Source organism: Streptomyces sp. NPDC044719, assembly GCF_056433405.1.
On sequence record NZ_JBWKHE010000012.1, the window covers coordinates 51214 to 72536 of the forward strand.

At 69.6% G+C, this 21323-nt stretch carries 23 protein-coding genes, 1 tRNA gene and 1 riboswitch; of the genes, 9 read left to right on the forward strand and 15 right to left on the reverse strand.

Going from position 1 to position 21323, the window contains the following annotated elements:
* The first annotated feature begins 121 nt into the window (after positions 1-121).
* Positions 122-841, forward strand: coding sequence for an ATP-binding protein (locus AC07DF_RS37400; protein WP_478981345.1), 720 nt, complete (start codon positions 122-124; stop codon positions 839-841).
* Positions 842-979: 138 nt separating this feature from the next.
* Here the strand turns inward: AC07DF_RS37400 and AC07DF_RS37405 are convergent, their stop codons facing one another.
* Both AC07DF_RS37405 and AC07DF_RS37410 read right to left on the reverse strand, forming a co-directional pair.
* Positions 980-2440: an MFS transporter gene (locus tag AC07DF_RS37405; protein ID WP_478981347.1), complete on the reverse strand. Its 1461-nt coding sequence runs from the start codon at positions 2438-2440 to the stop codon at positions 980-982.
* A gap of 130 nt (positions 2441-2570) precedes the next feature.
* A complete protein-coding gene (locus tag AC07DF_RS37410; protein ID WP_478981349.1) occupies positions 2571-3902 on the reverse strand; it encodes a DUF445 domain-containing protein in 1332 nt (443 codons plus the stop codon).
* A 202-nt stretch (positions 3903-4104) separates the two neighbouring features.
* On the opposite strand from AC07DF_RS37410, the gene AC07DF_RS37415 reads away from it, so the two are divergent.
* On the forward strand, positions 4105-5439 hold the full coding sequence (locus AC07DF_RS37415; RefSeq protein WP_478981351.1) for an SGNH/GDSL hydrolase family protein: 1335 nt from the start codon (positions 4105-4107) through the stop codon (positions 5437-5439).
* Positions 5440-5470: 31 nt separating this feature from the next.
* On the opposite strand, the gene AC07DF_RS37420 is transcribed toward AC07DF_RS37415, so the two are convergent.
* From AC07DF_RS37420 to AC07DF_RS37440, 5 genes are all read right to left on the reverse strand, one after another.
* Complete coding sequence (locus tag AC07DF_RS37420) at positions 5471-6157, reverse strand: DUF1707 SHOCT-like domain-containing protein (RefSeq protein WP_478981353.1); 687 nt, start codon at positions 6155-6157, stop codon at positions 5471-5473.
* A 33-nt stretch (positions 6158-6190) separates the two neighbouring features.
* The gene (locus tag AC07DF_RS37425; RefSeq protein ID WP_478981563.1) at positions 6191-7159 is read right to left on the reverse strand and encodes an ABC transporter ATP-binding protein; all 969 of its coding nucleotides are present in this window, start codon (positions 7157-7159) and stop codon (positions 6191-6193) included.
* Between the two features lie 25 nt (positions 7160-7184).
* A complete protein-coding gene (locus AC07DF_RS37430) occupies positions 7185-8006 on the reverse strand; it encodes an ABC transporter permease (protein WP_478981565.1) in 822 nt (273 codons plus the stop codon).
* 13 nt (positions 8007-8019) lie between these two features.
* Complete coding sequence (locus tag AC07DF_RS37435) at positions 8020-8820, reverse strand: ABC transporter permease (RefSeq protein WP_478981567.1); 801 nt, start codon at positions 8818-8820, stop codon at positions 8020-8022.
* 155 nt (positions 8821-8975) lie between these two features.
* Positions 8976-9407, reverse strand: coding sequence for a hypothetical protein (locus tag AC07DF_RS37440; protein WP_454360189.1), 432 nt, complete (start codon positions 9405-9407; stop codon positions 8976-8978).
* Between the two features lie 256 nt (positions 9408-9663).
* On the opposite strand from AC07DF_RS37440, the gene AC07DF_RS37445 reads away from it, so the two are divergent.
* Entirely contained in the window at positions 9664-12762 is a 3099-nt protein-coding gene (locus AC07DF_RS37445; RefSeq protein WP_478981356.1) for a transglycosylase domain-containing protein, read from the forward strand.
* A 6-nt stretch (positions 12763-12768) separates the two neighbouring features.
* On the opposite strand, the gene AC07DF_RS37450 is transcribed toward AC07DF_RS37445, so the two are convergent.
* The 3 genes from AC07DF_RS37450 to AC07DF_RS37460 form a co-directional block, all read right to left on the reverse strand.
* Positions 12769-13089 (reverse strand): DMT family transporter, encoded by a 321-nt coding sequence (locus tag AC07DF_RS37450; protein ID WP_184593181.1) that lies wholly within the window; start codon positions 13087-13089, stop codon positions 12769-12771.
* A 32-nt stretch (positions 13090-13121) separates the two neighbouring features.
* Positions 13122-13189: riboswitch (guanidine-III (ykkC-III) riboswitch) on the reverse strand.
* A gap of 53 nt (positions 13190-13242) precedes the next feature.
* Positions 13243-13599 carry a GroES family chaperonin gene (locus tag AC07DF_RS37455; protein ID WP_094052261.1) on the reverse strand — a complete coding sequence of 119 codons (357 nt, stop codon included), beginning with the start codon at positions 13597-13599 and terminating at the stop codon, positions 13243-13245.
* A 44-nt stretch (positions 13600-13643) separates the two neighbouring features.
* Positions 13644-13973 carry a DUF3618 domain-containing protein gene (locus tag AC07DF_RS37460; RefSeq protein WP_399025439.1) on the reverse strand — a complete coding sequence of 110 codons (330 nt, stop codon included), beginning with the start codon at positions 13971-13973 and terminating at the stop codon, positions 13644-13646.
* A gap of 95 nt (positions 13974-14068) precedes the next feature.
* On the opposite strand from AC07DF_RS37460, the gene bcp reads away from it, so the two are divergent.
* The 4 genes from bcp (at position 14069) to AC07DF_RS37480 (ending at position 15911) form a co-directional block, all read left to right on the forward strand.
* On the forward strand, positions 14069-14536 hold the full coding sequence (gene bcp, locus AC07DF_RS37465; RefSeq protein WP_478981359.1) for a thioredoxin-dependent thiol peroxidase: 468 nt from the start codon (positions 14069-14071) through the stop codon (positions 14534-14536).
* Positions 14537-14677: 141 nt separating this feature from the next.
* Positions 14678-15322 carry an HNH endonuclease signature motif containing protein gene (locus tag AC07DF_RS37470; RefSeq protein WP_478981569.1) on the forward strand — a complete coding sequence of 215 codons (645 nt, stop codon included), beginning with the start codon at positions 14678-14680 and terminating at the stop codon, positions 15320-15322.
* Complete coding sequence (locus AC07DF_RS37475; protein ID WP_478981361.1) at positions 15319-15828, forward strand: HNH endonuclease; 510 nt, start codon at positions 15319-15321, stop codon at positions 15826-15828. The genes AC07DF_RS37470 and AC07DF_RS37475 overlap by 4 nt, the downstream gene beginning before the upstream one ends.
* Positions 15828-15911 (forward strand) — tRNA-Leu (locus AC07DF_RS37480). The genes AC07DF_RS37475 and AC07DF_RS37480 overlap by 1 nt, the downstream gene beginning before the upstream one ends.
* Before the next feature lie 53 nt (positions 15912-15964).
* On the opposite strand, the gene rdgB is transcribed toward AC07DF_RS37480, so the two are convergent.
* The 4 genes from rdgB to AC07DF_RS37500 form a co-directional block, all read right to left on the reverse strand.
* Positions 15965-16567, reverse strand: a complete 603-nt coding sequence (gene rdgB / locus AC07DF_RS37485) for an RdgB/HAM1 family non-canonical purine NTP pyrophosphatase (RefSeq protein ID WP_478981363.1) — start codon at positions 16565-16567, stop codon at positions 15965-15967.
* 142 nt (positions 16568-16709) lie between these two features.
* The gene (locus AC07DF_RS37490; protein ID WP_478981365.1) at positions 16710-17108 is read right to left on the reverse strand and encodes a hypothetical protein; all 399 of its coding nucleotides are present in this window, start codon (positions 17106-17108) and stop codon (positions 16710-16712) included.
* Positions 17109-17250: 142 nt separating this feature from the next.
* The gene (gene rph / locus AC07DF_RS37495) at positions 17251-17988 is read right to left on the reverse strand and encodes a ribonuclease PH (protein WP_478981367.1); all 738 of its coding nucleotides are present in this window, start codon (positions 17986-17988) and stop codon (positions 17251-17253) included.
* 92 nt (positions 17989-18080) lie between these two features.
* A complete protein-coding gene (locus AC07DF_RS37500; protein ID WP_020270294.1) occupies positions 18081-18314 on the reverse strand; it encodes a PTS sugar transporter subunit IIB in 234 nt (77 codons plus the stop codon).
* Between the two features lie 262 nt (positions 18315-18576).
* On the opposite strand from AC07DF_RS37500, the gene AC07DF_RS37505 reads away from it, so the two are divergent.
* Positions 18577-19839 (forward strand): PTS transporter subunit EIIC, encoded by a 1263-nt coding sequence (locus AC07DF_RS37505; RefSeq protein WP_423569099.1) that lies wholly within the window; start codon positions 18577-18579, stop codon positions 19837-19839.
* A 61-nt stretch (positions 19840-19900) separates the two neighbouring features.
* Here AC07DF_RS37505 and AC07DF_RS37510 read toward each other — a convergent pair whose 3' ends face one another.
* Positions 19901-20653 carry an MBL fold metallo-hydrolase gene (locus AC07DF_RS37510; RefSeq protein ID WP_478981370.1) on the reverse strand — a complete coding sequence of 251 codons (753 nt, stop codon included), beginning with the start codon at positions 20651-20653 and terminating at the stop codon, positions 19901-19903.
* A gap of 214 nt (positions 20654-20867) precedes the next feature.
* Here AC07DF_RS37510 and AC07DF_RS37515 point away from each other — a divergent pair, with 214 nt between their 5' ends.
* On the forward strand, positions 20868-21317 hold the full coding sequence (locus tag AC07DF_RS37515; protein ID WP_478981372.1) for a type II toxin-antitoxin system PemK/MazF family toxin: 450 nt from the start codon (positions 20868-20870) through the stop codon (positions 21315-21317).
* The last annotated feature ends 6 nt before the right edge of the window (positions 21318-21323 follow it).

A 21323-nucleotide genomic window follows, 5' to 3' on the forward strand; every position in this document is an offset into this window, starting at 1 on the left:
ACCATGTGCCGGGCCTCAGCCCGTAGGACGCCCATCAGGCTAAGTAGCGGCAACTGGGCTCACCACCCGATTCACCCGATAGATTCTGATGAGAAGCTACACAGTGCAATTTCTCTGTGTCATGCTCTCTGTCGAGCGCTACGCAGCGCAGCCGTACGGATACGGCGCGATCGAGCGCGTTGCGTGGCTACGTAGGGAGGACGTCATGCCTGGCTGCGAAGTCCCGGAGTCACGATTGCGCTGTGTGCTGCCCTTCGAAGCGGCGCCGACGGAGGTGCGCATGCTGAGAAGAGCCGCCGTGCAGCAGCTCTGTCGATGGGGGGTGCTCGTCGCTGCTGATGAAGCAGAGCTCCTCATCGCGGAGCTGGCCACCAATGTCGTCAAACATGTCGGTGAAGGGGCGTCGGCGACCCTGATCCTTGAGAGACGGCCGGAGCGCCTACGCCTCGAAGTGCACGACAAGAGCCCGGTCATGCCCACAATCAGAGAGGCGGGATGCGGAGATGAGTGCGGCCGTGGCTTACATCTACTCGCAGCGGTTGCAATCGACTGGGGCACCTTTGTGACCGCAGCAGGCAAGGCCGTCTGGTGCGAAATTCCCCTCAACGGCGGGGTGCGTGGCTGCCGCCGCGTCGAGCGTGCTGTGGCGGTACTCGAAAACTACGAGAGCGCCGCACGCGGGCTAGGCCCACACGGGCGAGGCGGTGACGTGAGCCTTGTCGAGTCGGCGGTCGAGTTGATCGCTGATCTGCTCCATTGGACCAGCGCCCGAGGCCATGATCCGGACGACATTCTCGACCGCGCTCAGATGCACTACGAGGCTGAGTCGGAGTTCGCCTGACCCAGGGGTTAACGGGACTCTCGCCGGACGCCGTTGAAGTCGTGGACACAGCCGGGGAGTTCGCTGAGGCTCTCGATATGGAAGGTCAGCAGCTCCCTGGCCTCGGTAACGCGGGTCTCCACCGCCGCCGCCTACCTGCTACGGCTCCTTCTCCGCCGTCAGCGGTTTCGCGATGTCCTCCAGGGAGCGGCGTTCCGCCTTCACCGCGAGGATCGCCGCCGCCAGGCCCGCGAGGCACATCAGGGTCGCGCCGATCTGGAAGGCGAGGGCCGTGTCGGCGACCACGCCCGTTTCGGTGAGGTCGGCGAAGAGGAGCGGGCCGCTGATGCCGCCGGCCGCCGTGCCGATGGCGTAGAAGAAGGCGATGGACATGGCGCGGGTCTCCATCGGGAAGACCTCCGACACCGTCAGGTAGGCGCTGGACGCGCCCGCCGAGGCGAAGAACAGGACCGCGCACCAGCAGGCCGTCATGGTGGCCGCGCTCAGCGAGCCCTGGTCGAAGAGCCAGGCCGTGCCGAAGAGGAGCAGGCCGGAGAGCAGGTAGGTGCCGGAGATCATGATCCGGCGGCCCACCGTGTCGAAGAGCTTGCCCAGGAGCAGCGGGCCGAAGAAGTTGCCGAGCGCGATGACCGCGAAGTAGTAGCCGGTGTTGCCGCTCGGGACGTCGAAGAACGTCGTCAGGATCGCGCCGAAGCCGAAGGTGATGGCGTTGTAGAGGAAGGCCTGGCCGATGAAGAGGGAGAAGCCGAGGATCGCGCGGCGGCGGTAGTCGGAGAAGACCGTGCGGCCGATCTCCAGGAAGGAGACGCTGCGGCGCTGGTGGATGGTGATCTCGCCCTCCGGGCGCGGCAGCGGCTCACCCCGCTCCTCCTCGATCTTGCGTTCGATGGAGGAGACGATGCGTTCCGCCTCGTCGTCACGGCCGTGGATGAGGAGCCAGCGGGGGCTCTCCGGGACGTGCCGGCGGACCAGCAGGATCACCAGGGCCAGGACCGCACCGAGCGCGAAGGTGAGGCGCCAGCCGACGTTCGCCGCGAAGATGTCGGTGTCCAGCGCGACGATCGACAGCAGGGAGCCGAAGACCGCGCCCAGCCAGAAGCTGCCGTTGATCATCAGGTCGGTGCGGCCGCGGTACTCCTTGGGGATCAGCTCGTCGATCGCGGAGTTGATCGCCGCGTACTCGCCGCCGATGCCGAAGCCGGTGAGGAAGCGGAAGAGGAAGAACCACCAGGTGTCGAAGGAGATGGCGGTCAACGCCGTCGCCCCCAGATACACCGCCAGGGTGATCATGAAGAGTTTTTTGCGCCCCCACTTGTCGGTCAGGCGGCCCCAGAACAGGGCGCCCGAGCAGGCTCCGGCCACGTACAGGGCGGCCGCCATGCCGGTGACCTCGCCGGAGGTGATGGGCAGGCCGCTGCCGGGCTCCGACAGGCGGCTGGCGATGTTGCCGACGACGGTGACTTCGAGGCCGTCGAGGATCCACACGGTGCCGAGGCCGATCACGATCGTCCAGTGCCAGCGCGACCACGGGAGGCGGTCGAGGCGGGCGGGGATGTCGGTGGTGATGGTTCGGCCGGTCCCGGCCTGTGCGGTGGTCATGGGCCCCCTCCTCGTCGAGCGGAACCGGGATCGAGTGCCCTGACCGGTTTTTCTCACGCCTCGAAGCGTGACGCCCCGAAGCGTGACGCCCCGAGGCGTGCCGCCCCGAACCCGTCGCACCCGGAGCGCGCTACGCACCCAGCGCGTGCGAGATCGTGTAGATCAGCAGGCCCGCCAGTGAGCCGACCACCGTGCCGTTGATCCGGATGAACTGCAGGTCGCGGCCGATGTTCGCCTCGATCTTCCGCGTGGTGTGCTCGGCGTCCCAGCTCGCCACCGTGTCCGTGATCAGGGAGGTGATCTCCTTGCGGTAGGTGGTGACGACGTACACGGCCGCGTCCTCCACCCACTTGTCGACCTTGTCCTGCACCTTCCGCTCGCCCGCCATCCGGGAGCCCAGCGACAGCAGCGAGGCCCGTACACGCAGCCGCAGCTCGCTGCGCTCGTCCTCCGCCGCGGCGACGATCATGGATCGTACGGCCGTCCAGGCGCTGGCGATGAGGTCCTGGACCTCGCCGCGGCCCAGCACCTCGCCCTTGAGCCGCTCGACGCGGGCGCGGGTCTCGGTGTCGGACTGGAGGTCGGAGGCGAAGTCGGTGAGGAAGCGGTCGAGGGCGCCGCGCGCGGGGTGGGCGGGCATGTCGCGCATCTCGGTGGCGAAGCGCAGCAGCTCCTTGTAGACGCGCTCACCGACCTTCTTGTCGACGAACTTCGGCGTCCAGCCGGGGGCCCCGCCCTCCACGGCGTCCATCACCTCGTCGCGGTGCAGCACCAGCCAGTCGTGCGCGCGGGTGACGACGAGGTCGACGACGCGTTTGTGGCCGCCGTCGGCGACGACCTTCTCCAGCATCTTGCCGATGCCGGGGCCGATCTCCTGGGCGTTGGCGCGCCGGGTGATGGCCTCGCCGACCACGGCCTGGACGTCGGAGTCGCGCAGGACCGTCAGGGCGCCCCTGAGGGCGGTGGAGAGCTCCGCCGTGACCCGGTCGGCGTGCTCGGGGACGGCGAGCCAGGCGCCGAGGCGGCTGCCGATGCCGACGGCGCGCAGCCGCTGCCGTACGACGTCCTCGGAGAGGAAGTTCTCGCCGACGAACTCGCCGAGGGAGACGCCGAGCTGGTCCTTCTTGGTGGGGATGATCGCGGTGTGCGGGATGGGGATGCCGAGGGGGTGGCGGAAGAGGGCGGTGACGGCGAACCAGTCGGCCAGCGCGCCGACCATGCCGGCCTCGGCGGCGGCGGCGACATAGCCCGCCCAGGGGCCGGCGCCGGAGTTCTGGGCCCACTTGGTGAGGATGTAGACCACGGCCACGAACAGCAGGAGCCCGGTGGCGGTGAGCTTCATACGGCGTACGCCGCGCTGTTTTTCCTCGTCCGCCGGGCTGAAGCTCGTCATCGCACGGTTCACGGCGGCGCCGGGGCGGGCATGCTGCCCCTCGGCACCGACCTTTTCTTCCACTTTCATCCGTTCCATCCGCTCCACCCGCTCGGTGATCCCGCACACATTGTCCCTTCCTGACCGACTCCTGGAACGGAACAGGAGTTCCCGGCGTCTGTCGGGAGGGGGTAATGCCAGGGGTCCTGTCAGCTTCCCCCTGCCCATGACGCATCATGGGCACATCAGATCGGAGCCTTGGGCTCCCATCGCTGGAGGAGAACTGAACAGCATGACCCGGGGTCGTGGTTACTCCCTGCTCGCGGCGATCGTCGCAGCGGTTGTGGCCCTTTCCGCCGCCATATATGTCGGAGTGGCGACCGACGACGGCACGCAGTCCCGTAACAGCCGGGCCGACGGCCGTCTTCCGAACAACTCCGCCGCCCCCGCCTCCACCGGCACCTGGGTCGGCACCTGGTCCACCTCGCCGGCGGGCGCCGAGCCCGGCACCGAGACGACCGGCATGGCCAACCGTTCGGTACGCAACGTCGTCCACACCAGCGTCGGCGGTACGAGTGCCCGCGTGACGCTGTCCAATCTCTACGGCCAGTCGCCGCTGAGCATCACGCAGGCCTCGATCGCCGTGGCCGCCGCCGCGGGTACGCCCGCCGCGCTCTCGGACACCATGCGGCAGCTGACCTTCAACGGCGGCCCCACGGTGGTCATCCCGCCCGGCCGGCAGGTGATGAGCGACGTCGTGCGCGTCGTCATCCCGCACGACGCCGACGTCCTGATCACCACGTACACACCGACCAGCTCCGGCCCGGTGACGTACCACCCGCACGCCCGGCAGACCTCCTACGTCGCCCGGGGTGACCACGCCCAGGACACGACGGGCACGCCGTACACCGAGCAGAGCACCTACTGGCGCTACCTGACGGCGCTGGACGTGCTGAGCAACGAGTCCGACGGCACGGTCGTCGTCCTCGGCGACTCCCTCACCGACGGCATCACCTCCACCGCGGGCGCCAACAGGCGGTGGACGGACGTGCTGTCCCAGCGGCTACGCGCGGAGATCGCCGCCGGGCGGGACCTGCCCCGCTACAGCGTCGTCAACCAGGGCATCAGCGGCAACCGGGTCCTCACGGACGGGCTGGGCCGCCCGGCCGACAACCCCAGCGGGCTCAACCGCTTCGGGCGGGACGTGCTGGAGCGGACGAACGCCAAGGTCGTCGTCATCGACCTCGGTGTCAACGACATCCTGCGCAACCGGCGGCTCGCCGACCCGAACGCGATACTCGACGGCCTGCGCACCATGGTGGGCCAGGCTCACGCCCGCGGCCTGAAGGTCGTCGGCGCGACCCTGATGCCGTTCTACGGGCATCGCGGCTACACGGACCCGCGGGAGTCGGTCCGGCAGCAGATCAACGCCGAGATCCGGGCGGGCCGGGTCTTCGACGCGGTGGCCGACTTCGACAAGGCGCTGCGTGACCCCTACGACCCGCGCCGGCTGCGTGCCGACTACGACTCGGGCGATCATCTGCACCCCAGCGACAAGGGGTACGCGCGGATGGCCGAGGAGTTCGACCTGGAGAGCCTGAAGGGTTCGGCGCCGGCCGAGCTGTAGGCGGACGACGCCGAGTACTGGCCGACGACGCTCAGTACTCGCCGTTGCTCCGGCGCTCCAGCTTCTCCCGCCGCCGCTCCTCCTTGAGCCGCTGCTTCTGCGCCCGCGTCACCTTCCGCTGGACCCCGACGCCGCCCCAGAAGGCGAACCCGGTCACGATCACGCGCGGCGCCCCGGGCTCCCCCGGCACACCCTCCTCGCGGTGGTCGAAACCGCCCATGATCCCGATGCCGCGCACCACGACCTCGACGCCGGGCGGCACGATGACGTCCACCCCGCCCATGATCGCGATCGCGTTGATCTCGACCTCGCGGTCCGCGAAGCTGGCCTCGCGCAGGTCGATCTCCCCGCCGCCCCAGAAGGCCAGGCAGGTGAACCGGCGGGGCATCGTCCAGTGCCCCTTGCGCTGGAAGCCGGACATCACGGCGACGGCCCACGTCGAGGACCCCTCGCCGCTGACGATCCGCCCGGGCCAGTCCGACCCCGTGGCGGGGTCCTTGCTCAGCGACACGGCGGGCACCGCGGCACCCGAGGCCGGCAGGTCCCGGGTGATCGGCACCAGGTCCCCGTACGTCCGCGCCTGGTAGGTCGCGTCCAGCCGCTCCTCGAACTCCGTCATGTCGAGACGTCCCTCCGCGAGGGCGTCCCGCAGGACTTCGGCGACCCGTTCACGGTCGGCGTCGGAGGCGCGGAGATCCGGGGCTGCGTCGTCGGTCATGTACAGCAGCCTACGAGTTACCGGTCACGGGCACTATGCGGTCGCGCGCTCGGCGTACATTTTTGCGATCACCGCTTCGATGTCCGGTTCCCGCACCGACAGGTCGACCAGCGGGTACTCCGCCGCGATCCGCGCCACCAGTGGCGCCGCCGACTCCGCCGCCGGGAACGCCAGCCACTGCCGCGGACCGTCCACCCGGACGACCCGGGCGGGTGCCGGGGCGTCGATCGGGGGCAGTTCCCGCTCGAAGTCCACCACCAGCGTCCGCTCGCTCTCCCCCGCCTCGTGCAGCCCGGCGAGCGGACCGTCGTACATCATGCGCCCGTGGTCGATGACCATCACCCGCTTGCACAACTGCTCGATGTCCTGCAGGTCGTGCGTGGTCAGCAGCACCGTCGTGCCGCGCTCGGCGTTCATCTCCCGCAGGAACTCCCGCACCTTGGACTTGGAGACGACGTCGAGACCGATGGTCGGCTCGTCGAGGTACAGCACCTCCGGGTCGTGCAGCAGCGCCGCCGCGATGTCGCCGCGCATCCGCTGCCCCAGGGAGAGCTGCCGTACCGGTACGTCCAGCAGGTCGCCCAGGTCGAGGAGTTCGACCAGGCGGTCGAGGTTCTCGCGGTAACGGGCGTCCGGGATCCGGTACATACGGTGCATCAGCCGGTAGGAGTCCACCAGCGGCAGGTCCCACCACAGCGTGGTGCGCTGCCCGAACACCACACCGATACGGTGCGCGAGCCGGGTGCGTTCGCGGGAGGGGTCGATGCCCGCGACCCGCAGCCGGCCGGCGCTCGGGGTGAGGATGCCGGTCAGCATCTTGATCGTGGTCGACTTGCCGGCGCCGTTCGGGCCGATGTAGCCGACCATCTCACCGCGTTCCACCCGGAAGGAGATCGAGTCGACGGCCCGTACCTGCCGTAGTTCCCGCTTCATGAAGCCGGTCTTCTTGCGTACGTCGAAGACCTTCTCGACACCGTCGAGTTCGATGAAGGCGCTGTCGATGAACCCGCTGTCCACCTCGGTCACCTCAACTCCCTGTACTCCGGTAGGAACGAAGCCCCGTCCGCCACGCCGCCCCCGCCAGCAGGCAGCAGGCCACCGCCACCAAGGGCGAGGCGAACGCCGCCCAGGGCGGCAGGCCGATGGGGTACGGACGGCCCAGCACATAGGCGGCCGGGACCCAGTTGACGAAGGCGAGCGGCAGCATGAAGGTCACCCCGCGCACCAAATCCTTCCCGAACACGCTCGGCGGATACTGCAGCAGCGTGGTCCCGCCGTACGTGAAGGCGTTCTGCACCTCGGCGGCGTCCTGCGCGAAGATCTGGAAGGCCGCGCCCGCCACGAACACCGCCGAGAAGATCGCCGCGCCGCTGACCACCATCACCGGCACCAGCAGCACCTTCGTCGCAGTCCAGTCGACGTCCACCGAGACCAGCGCCCAGCCCAGCACCACGGCGCCCTGGGTGATCCGGCCCAGGCGGCGCAGCGCGAAGCGGTCGGCGCCGACCTGGGCGAGCACCGGCGCGGGCCGCACCAGCAGCGTGTCGAAGGAGCCGTCGCGCATCCGGGCGCCCAGGACGTCCATCGAGCCGAGCAGCAGGTCGGCGATCCCGAACGCCGTCACCGACAGCCCGTACAGGAAGGCCACCTCGGGCAGTGACCAGCCGCCCAGGGAGTCGACCTGCGAGAACATCAGCAGGATCCCCACGAAGTCCAGGCCCGTCACCGTGAGGTTGCCGAACACCGTGACGACGAAGGAGGTGCGGTAGGTCATGCTGGACCGGATCCACATCCCGGCGATCAGCCGATAGGCCCGCAGCCCCTCGGCCAGGGCACCGCGCTCGGCCACCTCGGCACTTCGCTCACCCACCCTGCACCACCACCCGCCGTGTCGCCGCCGACTGCAGCAGCCGTCCGGCCGCCAGCAGCGCCACCGCCCACGCCGCCTGGAAGGCGAACGCCCGCAGCGGGTCGGTCTCCCCCATCAGCACATCCGCCGGCATCTGGATCTGCGCCGCCCACGGCAGCACCCGCACGATCTCGCCGAGCGCCCCGGGGAAGGCGTTCAGCGGCAGCACCATGCCCGAGAAGAAGATCCCCGTGACCATCAGGACCTGGTTGACGCCCATGCCGTCCATCAGCCAGAACACGCTCAGGGCCGCCAGGTAGCGGATGGCGAAGCTGACCACCGTCGCCAGCAGGAGCGTGACCACGAAGGCCAGCCAAGGGGTGACCGACGTCGGCAGCGCCATGGGGAAGAAGACCGCGCCGAACGCGAACGGGATCACGCCCCGCCCCAGCATCTGGAACAGCGCCCGCCCCACGTCGCCCGCGAGCCACCACAGTTGCAGATCGGCCGGCCGGTACAGGTCGACGGCGATCTCACCGGTGCGGATGCGCTCCATCAGGTCCTTCTCGGCGCCCCCGCCCTGGATCGCCAGCGTCGCGTAGAGACACTGCCCCAGCCAGACATACGTCACGGCCTGCGCCTGGTCGTACCCTCCGAGGTGCGGCTTCTCGTCCCAGAGCGCGAGATACGTGTAGACGAGGATGACGCCGAAGACCGTATTGGTGAACACCCCGGCCACCGTGGCCGCCCGGTACGTCGCGTACCGCCTGAAGCCGCCCGCCGCGACGGCCGCGTACAACCGTCCCGAGCCCACATCCACAGCCCTCCTCGCCTCGGGACACCGAAGCGCAGGAGCCTAGTGGGCCGGGGATCACGCGTGCCAAGGGTTTTCGCGTGCCGTGACTTTCCGTCCGGGGAACGCCGTGGGGCGCCCCGGGCCGTGCCCGGAGCGCCCCACGCGAAGTTCGATCAGGCGTCGGTCTGCGCCCAGCCGCTGCACTTCTCCCAGATGATCCCGGCGGTGGGGTTGTCCGGGTTGCCCTTCCAGTCGCCGATGCACGCCTTGATGGTGATCGGCGTGCCCTCCTTGATGTCGAGGTTCAGCGTGCGGGTCGTGTTCACTCCGTCACGGTTCCAGTAGTAGTACGTGTTGCCCTCGCCGCCGATCGAGATGATCCCGATGGTCGAGTGGCCGTCCTTGGCGAGGTCGGTGATGGTGAAGACCTCGCCGTACGTCTGGATGTGGGCCTTGCCGCCGGAGTCCGCGTGGGGCGTGACGTTCCAGTCGGCACCGGCCCAGACGGTACGATCCGTTCCGTCCGCGTGGGCAGAGGCGCCCGTGGCCAGGGCGAGCAGCGTGGCGGCGGTGCCGGCCAGGGCGGAGCGTGCGAGCAGTCGCATCTTCGGTCGAGTCCCCCTTCAGGCGAATCTCGCGCAAGCAAGATCGCGATTCGAACAGGCGTGCAGGATAGCTCAATTGACCCTGCGGCCGCCTGTACGTTCGCCCGCACGCCGCCCGCCTCTCCACACGGCTCGCGACACGGCCCTCGATCAGGGAACTGATCGCCGGATGGGACAGTCTTCATCACAGGGGCGCAAGAGCGAGCAGAGACGTACGGGAACGACGTACGACGCGAAACAGGAGTCCGTGCACGACATGAGTGACGAGCCTCAGCCGCAGCAGCCGACACCGGGGCGGGCACCGAGAGAGCCGCAGCCGGACGGCGCCCCGGGCACGCCACGGGACCGGGCTGACGACGCCCCGGGCACGGCACGACCCCGGCCGGAGGGCGACCCGACCGCGCCACGGACCGAGGGGGACGGCAATCCGGGCACGCCGCGGGCCGAGGGGGACGGGAACCAGGGCACGCCACCGGCCAAGGCGGACGGCAAGCCGGGCACGCCACCGGCCAAGGCGAAGAGCCACCCGGGCACGCCACCGGCCAAGGCGGACAGCGCCCCGGCCACCCCACGGCCCCAAGCCGACGACGATCCGGGCACGGTGCAGATCCGGGCCGTCAGCGCCTCCAGCACGCCACGCGCCCAGAAGAACAGCGACCCGGACACGCCACGCGCCCAGGCGGACGGCACCCCGGCCACACCTCGCCCCCAGGGCGACAACGACCCGGCCACGCCACGGCCCCAGGCCGACAACGACCCGGGCACGGTACAGATCCGAGCCGTCAGCGCCTCCAGCACGCCACGCGCCCAGAAGAACAGCGACCCGGACACGACACGCGCCCAGGCGGACGGCACCCCGGCCGCACCTCGCCCCCAGGGCGACAACGACCCGGGCACCGTGCGGATCCGGGCCGTCGGGGCCACGGGCACGCCGCGAGCCCAGGCGGCCGGCGCCCCGGCCACGCCACGGCCTCAGGCCGGCGACGGCCCGGGCACGGCGCAGATGCAGGCGATCGGCGACCCTGACGAACCGCAGGCCAAGCCCGGCGGGAAACGCAAGCGGACCGGCTGGCGCCGGGTGATCCCGACCTGGCGCATGACGCTCGGCGGCTTCATCATCGTCGTCCTGCTGCTGGTCGGCGGTTTCTTCCTGGGCTACTCGCTGGTCCAGATCCCGCCGGCCAACGCGCTCGCCACCAAGCAGGCCAACGTCTACCTCTACGCGGACGGCTCGGTGATCGCCCGCGACGGCGAGATCAACCGGGAGAACGTCACACTCCCGCAGATCTCCAAGGACGCCCAGCACGCGATCCTGGCCGCCGAGGACCGCGACTTCTACACCGAGTCCGCCGTCGACCCCAAGGCCATGATCCGCGCCGCCTGGAACACCGCCCTCGGCAAGGGCAAGCAGTCCGGCTCCACGATCACCCAGCAGTACGTGAAGAACTACTACCTGCGCCAGGAACAGACCGTCACGCGCAAGGCCAAGGAGTTCTTCATCTCCATCAAGCTGGACCGCGAGCAGAGCAAGGACCACATCCTCGAGGGCTACCTCAACACCAGCTACTTCGGCCGCAACGCCTACGGCATCCAGGCCGCCGCCCAGGCCTACTACGGCATGGACGCCACCGACCTCGACCCGGCCCGGGCCGCCTACCTCGCCGCGCTCGTCAACGCGCCCAGCCAGTACGACGTCGTCGCCCACCCCGAGAACCGCAAGGCCGCCGAATCCCGCTGGAACTACGTCCTGGACGGCATGGTCAAGAAGGGCTGGCTCAGCGAGTCCGAGCGGGCCGGCATGAAGTTCCCCATGCCGAAGGAGTCCACCCTCTCCACGGGCATGTCCGGGCAGCGCGGCTACATCGTCCGGATCGTCAAGGACTACCTCACCCAGAACAACATCATCGACGAGGACAAGCTCGACGCCGGCGGCTACCGCATCACCACGACCCTGCAGAAGAACAAGCAGGACGCCTTCGTGAAGGCCGTCAACGACAAGCTCATGTCCAAACTGGACAAGAAGAACAACAAGGTCGACACGTACGTACGCGCGGGCGGCGCCGCCGTCGACCCCAAGACCGGCAAGGTCGTGGCGATGTACAACGGCGTCGACTACGTCAAGCAGTACACCCCCAACGCCACCCGCAGGGACTTCCAGGTCGGCTCCACCTTCAAGCCCTTCGTGTTCACCTCGGCCGTCGAGAACGGCTCGCGGACCCAGGACGGCCGCGTGATCACCCCGAACACGATCTACGACGGCACCAACAAGCGAACCGTCCAGGGCTGGGCCGGCGACCCGTACGCCCCCGAGAACGAGGACCAGCACTCCTACGGCCCCATCACCGTCACCGAGGCCACCGACAGCTCCGTGAACTCGGTGTACGCGCAGATGGCCGCCGACGTCGGCCCCCAGAAGGTCAAGCAGACCGCGATCGACCTGGGCATCCCCGAGACCACCCCGGACCTCGCCGACGGCCCCGCCATCGCTCTCGGCACGGCCACCGCCAGCGTCCTCGAGATGGCGGAGTCGTACGCCACGCTCGCCAACCACGGCAGGCACGGCACCTACACGATGGTCGACAAGGTCATCAAGGCGGGCACGCCCGTGGAACTGCCCGAGCGGCGCACCCGGCAGGCCGTGAGCCGCGAGGCCGCCGACACCACCACCTCGATGCTGCAGAGCGTCGTCCAGAACGGCACGGCCTCCGCCGCACAGGCAGCGGGCCGCCCCGTCGCCGGCAAGACCGGCACCGCCGAGGAGGACACGGCGGCCTGGTTCGCGGGCTACACCCCCGAGCTCGCCACCGTCGTCTCCGTCATGGGCCAGGACCCGGTCACCGCCGCCCACAAGTCGCTGTACGGCGCGCTGGGCGAGGCCCGCATCAACGGCGGCGGGGCGCCCACGGAGATCTGGACGCAGTTCACCCAGGACGCCCTCAAGGGCAAGCCGGTCACCGAGTTCGACCTCAGGCTCCAGCCGGGCTCCGATGTCTCGCAGGCCCCCAGCACCGAGACCCCCGTCGACCCGACCACGGGCGGCACGGCCGACGAAGGCAGCACGCCCCCCGGCGACCAGGAGACCGGCACCGAGTCGCCCGGCCAGACCCCGAGCGCGCCCGAGGGCCAGACCCAGGGCCAGACCGACGGCGGCACCACCGACGGCAGCACGGGAGGCGAGTCCCCCACCGGCGGCGGCACCGCGGACGGCGGAACCGGCGACGGCGGCACGACGGAGGGCGGCGGCACGGCCGACGGCGGCACCACGGAAGGCGGCGGCACGGCCGACGGCGGCGCCGGCGGCGCTCCCACCGGCCCCGGCTGGGGCGTGGTCCCGCAGGGCGCACGCCGCGAATAGGCCGGCTCAGTGACCTGAGGTCGCCTTCAGCCCCACCACGGCGACCAGCAGCAGGCACACGAAGAAGATCCGGGCGGCGGTGGCAGGCTCCCCCAGCACGGCCATACCGACCACCGCCGCCCCGGCCGCCCCGATCCCCACCCACACGCCGTAGGCGGTACCGATGGGCAGGGTCTTGGCGGCCTGGGACAGCAGCAGCATGCTGACGACGATCCCGGCGCCGGTGAGAACGCTGGGGAGCGGGCGGGTGAAGCCGTCGGTGTACTTCATACCGATCGACCACCCGACTTCGAGCAGACCGGCGACGACGAGCAGAACCCAGGCCATGACGGACCTCCGGGAGACAGGCTGACGGTGTCGGTGCGTCGTCTTTGCCTTGGTCCCGGTACGGCGCGTCTCGTCGGGTCCCTCCAACGTAGCAAACGCCACGACGAAGGGGCCGGTGACAACGGTCACCGGCCCCTTCTTCTCCTTCTGGGACTACAGGTAGAGGCCCGTCGAGTCCTCGGACCCCTCGAACCGGTCCGCGGCCACGGCGTGCAGATCACGCTCGCGCATGAGCACGTACGCGATGCCCCGCACCTCGACCTCGGCGCGGTCCTCCGGGTCGAACAGAACCCGGTCGCCCGGCTCCACGGTCCGTACGTTCTGCCCCACCGCGACGACCTCGGCCCAGGCCAGCCGCCGGCCGACCGCCGCCGTGGCGGGAATCAGGATGCCGCCGCCCGAACGCCGCTCGCCCTCGCTGGTGTCCTGCCGCACGAGTACGCGGTCGTGCAGCATCCGGATGGGCAGCTTGTCCGGGTGGGTGCTGTGCTCGTTTCTGTTGGCGCTCACGCCCTGAAACCTACCTGTCTTCGCCGTGAACGTCCGCAGTCGGGTCAGCCCTTGCGCCGCCGCGTGCCGAGGGCGAGCAGCCCGACCACACCGACCACCACGAGGGCGACCGGCACGACCCGCTCCAGGCGCGGCGCGCCGTCCTCGCCCACGAACCGGGACCGCACGTCGGTGACGGCCCGGTTGACCCCCACGTACGCACGCCCGAGGGTGTGATCGATATTGGACGCCACCCTGGCCTTGGCGTCCCCGACGATCGTCTTGGGATGCACCCGCACCCCGATCTCGTCGAGGGTCTCGGCCAGGGTCTCGCGACGGCGCCTGATGTCCGCCTCGATCTGCGCCGGGGTCCTGGTGTCCGCCGTGTCCGCCACCGTGTCGCCTCCGAAGTCGGTATAAAGCCTGTGCCGGACAGTCTGTCAGCTCCACGGCTCATAGCACCGTCAGGACCCCCGGTTACCCTGGTCCGATGAGCGAGCGACTCCAGCCGGGGGACGTGGCCCCCGCCTTCACCCTCCCCGACGCCGACGGCACCGAGGTGTCCCTGGCGGACCACAAGGGCCGCAAGGTCATCGTGTACTTCTACCCGGCCGCCCTCACCCCCGGCTGCACCAAGCAGGCCTGCGACTTCACGGACAACCTGGAGCTGCTGACGGGCGCGGGCTACGACGTCATCGGCATCTCCCCCGACCAGCCCGAGAAGCTGGCCAAGTTCCGCGACAAGGAGTCCCTCAAGATCACCCTCCTCGCCGACCCGGACAAGCGGGTCCTGGACTCCTACGGCGCCTTCGGCGAGAAGAAGAACTACGGCAAGACCTACATGGGCGTCATCCGCTCCACGATCGTCGTGGACGAGGAGGGCAAGGTCGAGCGCGCGCTGTACAACGTGCGTGCGACGGGCCACGTGGCCAAGATCATCAAGGATCTGGGGGTCTGAGACACCGCGGGTTCCGCTGGAGCGGCTCGTACCGGGAAGACCCGGCACGAGCCGCTCCGCTTTTCGTGCGTGACTGTCCGATAGTCGGTTCGTTACTCCGTGCGAGACCACGAACGGGCGGTCGAGGACGGAGAGCGGGTCATGGGGGCCAGTGCGTACACCAGGGAGCGGCTGGAAGAGGCGGCTCGGGGGGCGAGGACGTTGTCGGAGGCGTTGGGAAGGCTGGGGGTGGATCCCCGGAGTTCGACACGGCGGTATGTGTTCGGCCGGATGAAGAAGCTCGGGGTGGACGTGTCGCACTTCGAGCGGGAGGGCGTGAAGTGGACGAGAGACGTCCTCGAACGTGCGGTTGGAGCGTCGACGAACATGTGCGAGGTGTTACGGCATCTCGGGCTTGAGGTGGTGGGCGGGCATCACACGCACATCAGCCGTCGGATCAAGGCGTACGGGATCGACACGTCGCATTTCACGCCGATGGTACGAACCGAGCGGATGAGGTACAACCAACGTCGCCGAACCGCCGACGAGATCCTCGTCGAGGTTACGTCGGCCCAGCGCGTCCCGAGCAGTCGGCTCAAGAGGGCCATGCGCGAGCTGGGTGTAGAGGAGCGCTGCGCCTTGTGCGGCGTTGAAGGGGTCTGGCTAGGGGAACCGCTACCCCTGGAGGTAGACCACATCGACGGCAACTGGTGTAACAACCGGGTCGAGAACTTGCGCCTTCTCTGCCCCAACTGCCACTCGACGACGGACAGTTACCGGGGCCGCAGCCGGAAGCGTGCCGCATGAGCCGTCGACGCGCACGGCCCACACCCGAGGAACTGCGCGTTGCGGTCGCCGAGTCCGTCTCCCTCGCAGAAGTGCTGCGCCGCCTGGGACGGCCGGACAACGGCGGGCAGAGGGCCACCCTGCGCCAGCGGATCGCCGAGGAACACCTCGACACGGCGCACTTCCTGGGACAGGCACACAATCGAGGCAAGCCCGGAACGATCCCTGCCAAGCGCCCCGCGGAAATTCTGGTCCGGCACGACGGCAAGCACAGGACCACGACCTCCCTGCTGCGCCGCGCCCTCAGCGATGTCGGCGTGCCCGAGCAGTGTGCACGGTGCGGGATCGGCCCCGAGTGGCGGGGCAAGCCCATGACGCTGGAGGTGGATCACATCAACGGGGACTGGAGCGACGACCGGCGCGAGAACCTGCGGCTGCTGTGCCCCAACTGCCACGCGATCACCAGCACCTGGTGCAGGGGAGGCAAGAGACGGCAAGCTGCTCCCGGTACGATGACAGGCGGCTAGCGGCGGTGGCGCAACGGCGACGCAGCAGGTTTAGGTCCTGTGGCCCCTGACCGGGCTTGAGGGTTCGAATCCCTTCCGCCGCACGAGATACGGCCTGCGAATCGAAGACTCGATGCGCAGGCCGTTTCTCCTGGGCTCAGCCCAACAGCTCCCGCACCACCGGCACCAGCGCCCGAAACGCCTGCCCCCGATGGCTGATGGCGTTCTTCTCGTCAGGGGTCAGTTCCGCGCAGGTCCGTGATTCCCCCTCCGGCTGGAGGATCGGGTCGTAGCCGAAGCCGCCCGAGCCTGATGGGGCGTGGCGGAGGGTGCCTCGGAGTTGGCCCTCGACCACGCGCTCCGTGCCGTCGGGCAGGGCCAGGGCCGCCGCGCAGGCGAAGTGGGCGGCGCGGTGGTCGTCGGCGATGTCCGAGAGCTGGGCGAGGAGCAGGTCCAGGTTGGCCTTGTCGTCGCCGTGTCGGCCGGACCAGCGGGCGGAGAAGATGCCCGGGGCGCCGTTCAGGACGTCGACGCAGAGGCCTGAGTCGTCGGCGACCGCGGGGAGGCCCGTCGCCTGGGCCAGGGCGTGGGCCTTGAGGAGGGCGTTCTCGGAGAACGTCACTCCCGTCTCCTTGACGTCGGGGATGTCCGGGTAGGCGTCGGCCCCGACGAGTTCGTGCGGCAGTCCGGCTTCGGCGAGGATCGCGCGGAGTTCGGTGATCTTTCCGGCGTTACGAGTGGCGAGGATCAGGCGGGTCATGGCCCCCAGTATCGCCGCAGCGCCGCCGGGCCGGGGTGCCCCTCCAGGGGCGCGGGGAACTGCGCGACCAGCCCCCGCGGACCCGCACCCGTCCTCCGACAGAAACCCGGCACACGAGAGGCCCGGCCCAGCTGGCGCAGCGTCACGGTGTGCAGACCTTCGTCAGTTCGCCCGCCGCGTCCGTGACCGGGCTGATGTCGGGCGTCTCGTCGCCGTTCTTGATCGACGTACGGACGTTGTCGACGGCCTTGTTGAGGTCGTCCACGGCCTTGTTGACGTCCGTGTTGTCGGTCTTGTCGCCGATCTCGCCGAGGTTCTTGTCGATGGAGTCGAGGGACTCGTCGAGCTGCGTCGGGTCGCCCGCCGCGTTGTCCACGGCCTGCTGGAGTTCCGTGACGCTGTCGGCGATGGCGTCGGCGGTCTGGACGCAGTCCAGCGCCTTGTCGACGGCGGCGCAGCCGGTGGTGAGTCCGGCGGTCAGCGCGACGGCCGCCAGGGTGGCGGCGACGGCTGCGGTGCGGCGTCGGCGGCTCGCGGCCATGGAACGGTCCCTCTCGTCGGTCGGGCCGGTCGGCCCGTGTGGCTGGCCGAGCGCCCGGGGATGAGCCGTGCGCCCGTACCTCTTCAGACGCGAGCATGCTCGGCACGGTTGCCCGTGCCGAGCATCTGCCTTGGTGCGCCCTTTACTTTTCGGGGACGGTATCAAGCGCGGTGCGCTGGTGGGTGGTGAGTTCCGCGCAGCCGGCGACGGCGAGGTCGAGGAGGGCGTCCAGTTCGTCGCGGGCGAAGGGTTCGGCCTCGGCGGTGCCCTGGACCTCGACGAAGCGGCCGTCGCCGGTGCAGACGACGTTCATGTCGGTGTCGGCCTTGACGTCTTCCTCGTAGCAGAGGTCGAGGAGGGGGACGCCGCCGACGATGCCGACGGAGACGGCGGAGACGGTGCCGGTGAGGGGCTGGCGGCCGGCCTTGATGAGCTTCTTGCGCTGGGCCCAGGCGACGGCGTCGGCCAGCGCCACGTAGGCACCGGTGATGGCCGCCGTGCGGGTGCCGCCGTCGGCCTGGAGGACGTCGCAGTCGAGGACGATCGTGTTCTCGCCGAGCGCCTTGTAGTCGATGACGGCGCGCAGGGAGCGGCCGATGAGGCGGGAGATCTCGTGGGTGCGGCCGCCGATGCGGCCCCTGACGGACTCGCGGTCGCCTCGGGTGTTGGTGGAGCGGGGCAGCATGGAGTATTCGGCGGTGACCCAGCCTTCGCCGCTGCCCTTGCGCCAGCGCGGGACGCCTTCGGTGACGGAGGCGGTGCAGAAGACCTTGGTGTCGCCGAAGGAGACGAGGACGGAGCCTTCGGCGTGCTTGCTCCAGCCACGTTCGATGGTGATCGGGCGGAGCTGCTGGGGGGTGCGGCCGTCGATTCGAGACATGCCGCTGAGCCTAGCCGTAGCTGCGGAAGGGGCCCCTCCCGCGGTGGTGAGGGACCCGTTCAGGGTGTGAAGCCGGGGACGATGCCGGCTCTTCACATGAGGTCTTCGATTTCGGCGGCGATGGGGTCGGCGTCGGTGCCGATGACGACCTGGATCGCGGTGCCCATCTTGACGACGCCGTGGGCGCCGGCGGCCTTCAGGGCGGCCTCGTCGACCTTGGCGGGGTCGACGACCTCGGTCCGCAGGCGGGTGATGCAGCCCTCGACCTCTTCGATGTTGTCGATGCCGCCGAGCCCGGCAACGATCTTCTCAGCCTTGGTGGCCATCTCTGTTCTCCCTGATCCGAACCGCTTGGTCGCGGTAGTCCAGTTGTCTACACCACAAGTCCGCCTCTCGACAAAGCACCGGGGCGTGATCGTCGAATCGGGCGGAATTCGCGGGTTCCACTCGTTCGGTCTACCGTGCTACAACTGGTCTACACCACTGACTGGTGGAGGTCGCGCGGCGGAGACCGCGCTCCCCTTTTGAGACGCCGCCGTCCCCCGTCGAACTCTTCCTGGGCGGCGCCGTGCCCCATGGAGGAAGTTCATGTCCACAGACACAGCCGCGCCCGCGAGCCCGAAGAAGGGGACTGCGGTGATGGCAGTCCTGCAGCGCATCGGCCGCAGCCTCATGCTGCCCGTCGCCGTGCTGCCGGCCGCCGCCCTCCTGGTCCGCCTCGGCAACACCGACATGCTGGGGCGGGAGTCGTTCCCCGCTTTCATCACCAAGATCGCGGGCTTCATGGCCGCCGGCGGCAACGCGATCCTGGACAACATGGCGCTGCTGTTCGCCGTGGGCATCGCGATCGGCTTCGCCAAGAAGTCCGACGGTTCCACCGCCCTGGCGGCCGTGGTCGGCTACCTCGTCTTCAAGAACGTGCTCGCCACCTTCACCGACCCTAACCTGCCGCAGGTGGCGACGGCCGTCGACGGCAAGGTCGTCATGGTGGACGCGCCGGTGGACGCCAAGGTGCTCGGCGGCGTGGTGATGGGCCTCGTCGTCGCGCTGCTCTACCAGCGCTTCTACCGCACCAAGCTGCCCGACTGGGCGGGCTTCTTCGGCGGTCGCCGCATGGTTCCGATCCTGTCCGCCTTCGCGGGCCTGGTCATCGGCATCGTCTTCGGTTACATCTGGCCGGTCCTCGGCACGGCGCTGCACAACTTCGGCGAGTGGCTGGTCGGCTCCGGAGCCGTCGGCGCCGGCATCTTCGGTGTCGCCAACCGCGCGCTGATCCCGATCGGCATGCACCACCTGCTGAACTCCTTCCCCTGGTTCCAGGCCGGCACCTACGAGGGCAAGAGCGGCGACATCGCCCGGTTCCTGGCGGGCGACCCGAGCGCCGGGCAGTTCATGACCGGCTTCTTCCCGATCATGATGTTCGCCCTTCCCGCCGCCTGCCTCGCCATCGTGCACTGCGCCCGGCCCGAGCGCCGCAAGGTCGTCGGCGGCATGATGTTCTCGCTGGCGCTGACCTCCTTCGTCACCGGTGTCACGGAGCCGATCGAGTTCACGTTCATGTTCATCGCCCCGGTGCTGTACGCGATCCACGCCGTGCTCACGGGTGTCTCGATGGCGCTGACCTGGGCGCTGGGGATGAAGGACGGCTTCGGCTTCTCGGCCGGCGCGGTGGACTTCTTCCTGAACCTGGGCATCGCGACCAACCCGTGGGGCCTGGCCCTGGTGGGCCTGTGCTTCGCGGCGGTCTACTACGTGGTCTTCCGCTTCGCGATCACCAAGTTCAACCTGCCGACGCCGGGCCGCGAGTCCGACGAGGAACTCGCCGAGCTGCAGAAGGCCGAGGCGAAGTAGTCCGCACACGGTGAAGGCCCCGGGACCGCTTCGGTTCCGGGGCCTTGTCGTGCCTGGGTCTTCAGAGCTCGTACGTCTGCCTCGGTGCCGCGAGGTCCACCGGCCCGTCGTAGACCGCGCGGGCGTCGGCGACATTGACCTGGGGGTCCGTCCACGGCGGGATGTGGGTGAGGACCAGGTGCCGGGCGCCTGCCCGGGCGGCCGTCTCGCCCGCCTCGCGGCCGTTGAGGTGCAGGTCGGGGATGTTCTCCTTGCCGTGCGTGAACGCCGCCTCGCACAGGAACAGGTCGGCGTCCCGGGCGAGTTCGTCCAGGGCCGGGGTGATGCCCGTGTCGCCGGAGTACGTCAGCACCTTGCCGTCGTGTTCGATGCGGATGCCGTACGCCTCCACGGGGTGGGCCACCCGCTCGGTGTGCACCGCGAAGGGGCCGATCTCGAAGGTGGACGGCTTGACCGTGTGGAAGTCGAAGACCTCGCTCATGGAGGAGGCGGAGGGGGTGTCCGCGTAGGCGGTGGTCAGCCGGTGTTCCGTGCCCTCGGGTCCGTAGACCGGGAGCGGGTCGCAGCGGCCGCCGTCGTGGCGGTAGTAGCGCGCGACGAAGTACGCGCACATGTCGATGCAGTGGTCGGCGTGCAGATGGCTGAGGAAGATCGCGTCGAGGTCGTAGAGACCGCAGTGGCGCTGCAGCTCGCCCAGGGCACCGTTGCCCATGTCGAGAAGCAGCCGGAAGCCGTCGGCCTCGACGAGGTAGCTCGAGCAGGCCGATTCCGCGGACGGGAACGACCCCGAGCAGCCGACGACGGTGAGCTTCATGAAGCAGAAACCTCCGCTGGCGGGAAAGTCTGTTTAAGGGGCGTCGGGGGTCGTGCGGTTTGTCGAGCGTAAGGCGCAAAACCTCCGGTAGCTCCTCCGCCAAGGGCTGTTGTGGGCGAACTCACCTGTGGTGTCACCGGTTCGGGCGGCAGGTCCGGGCGTGATCCTTGCGAGGGAGGGCGCAGGGGAGGGATGGCGCCGGTAACGTCTCAGTATGGACACGTCCTGGTGGCTGGCGCTCGCCGCGGTGGTACTGCTCGCGCTCGTGGCCACGCTCGTCGACGGCTGGGGGCGCCGGTCGTCGGCGCGGCGGCGGCGTCCGGTCGCGCCGTCCGCGGCGGTGGCGGGTCTGCCGCAGCCGGCGGAGATCTGGTGGGCGGACGTGCCCTACGAGGACGAGGCGCGGACCAAGACCAAGGACCGGCCGTGTCTGGTGCTGGCGGTGCGCGGGGAGCGGGCGACCGTCGCGAAGATCACGACACGGTTCCGGCACGAGCGGGTTGGGGTCATCCCGCTGCCGCCGGGTTCGGTCGGCGACGCCAGGGGCCGTGCGAGCTTCCTGGAGACGGACGAGTTGCGGGAGGTCCCGGTGTGGGGCTTCCGGCGCCGGGTCGGGGTGGTGGATCCGGCGCTGTGGGACCGGGTGCGGTACCTGGCGGGGTGAGACGCG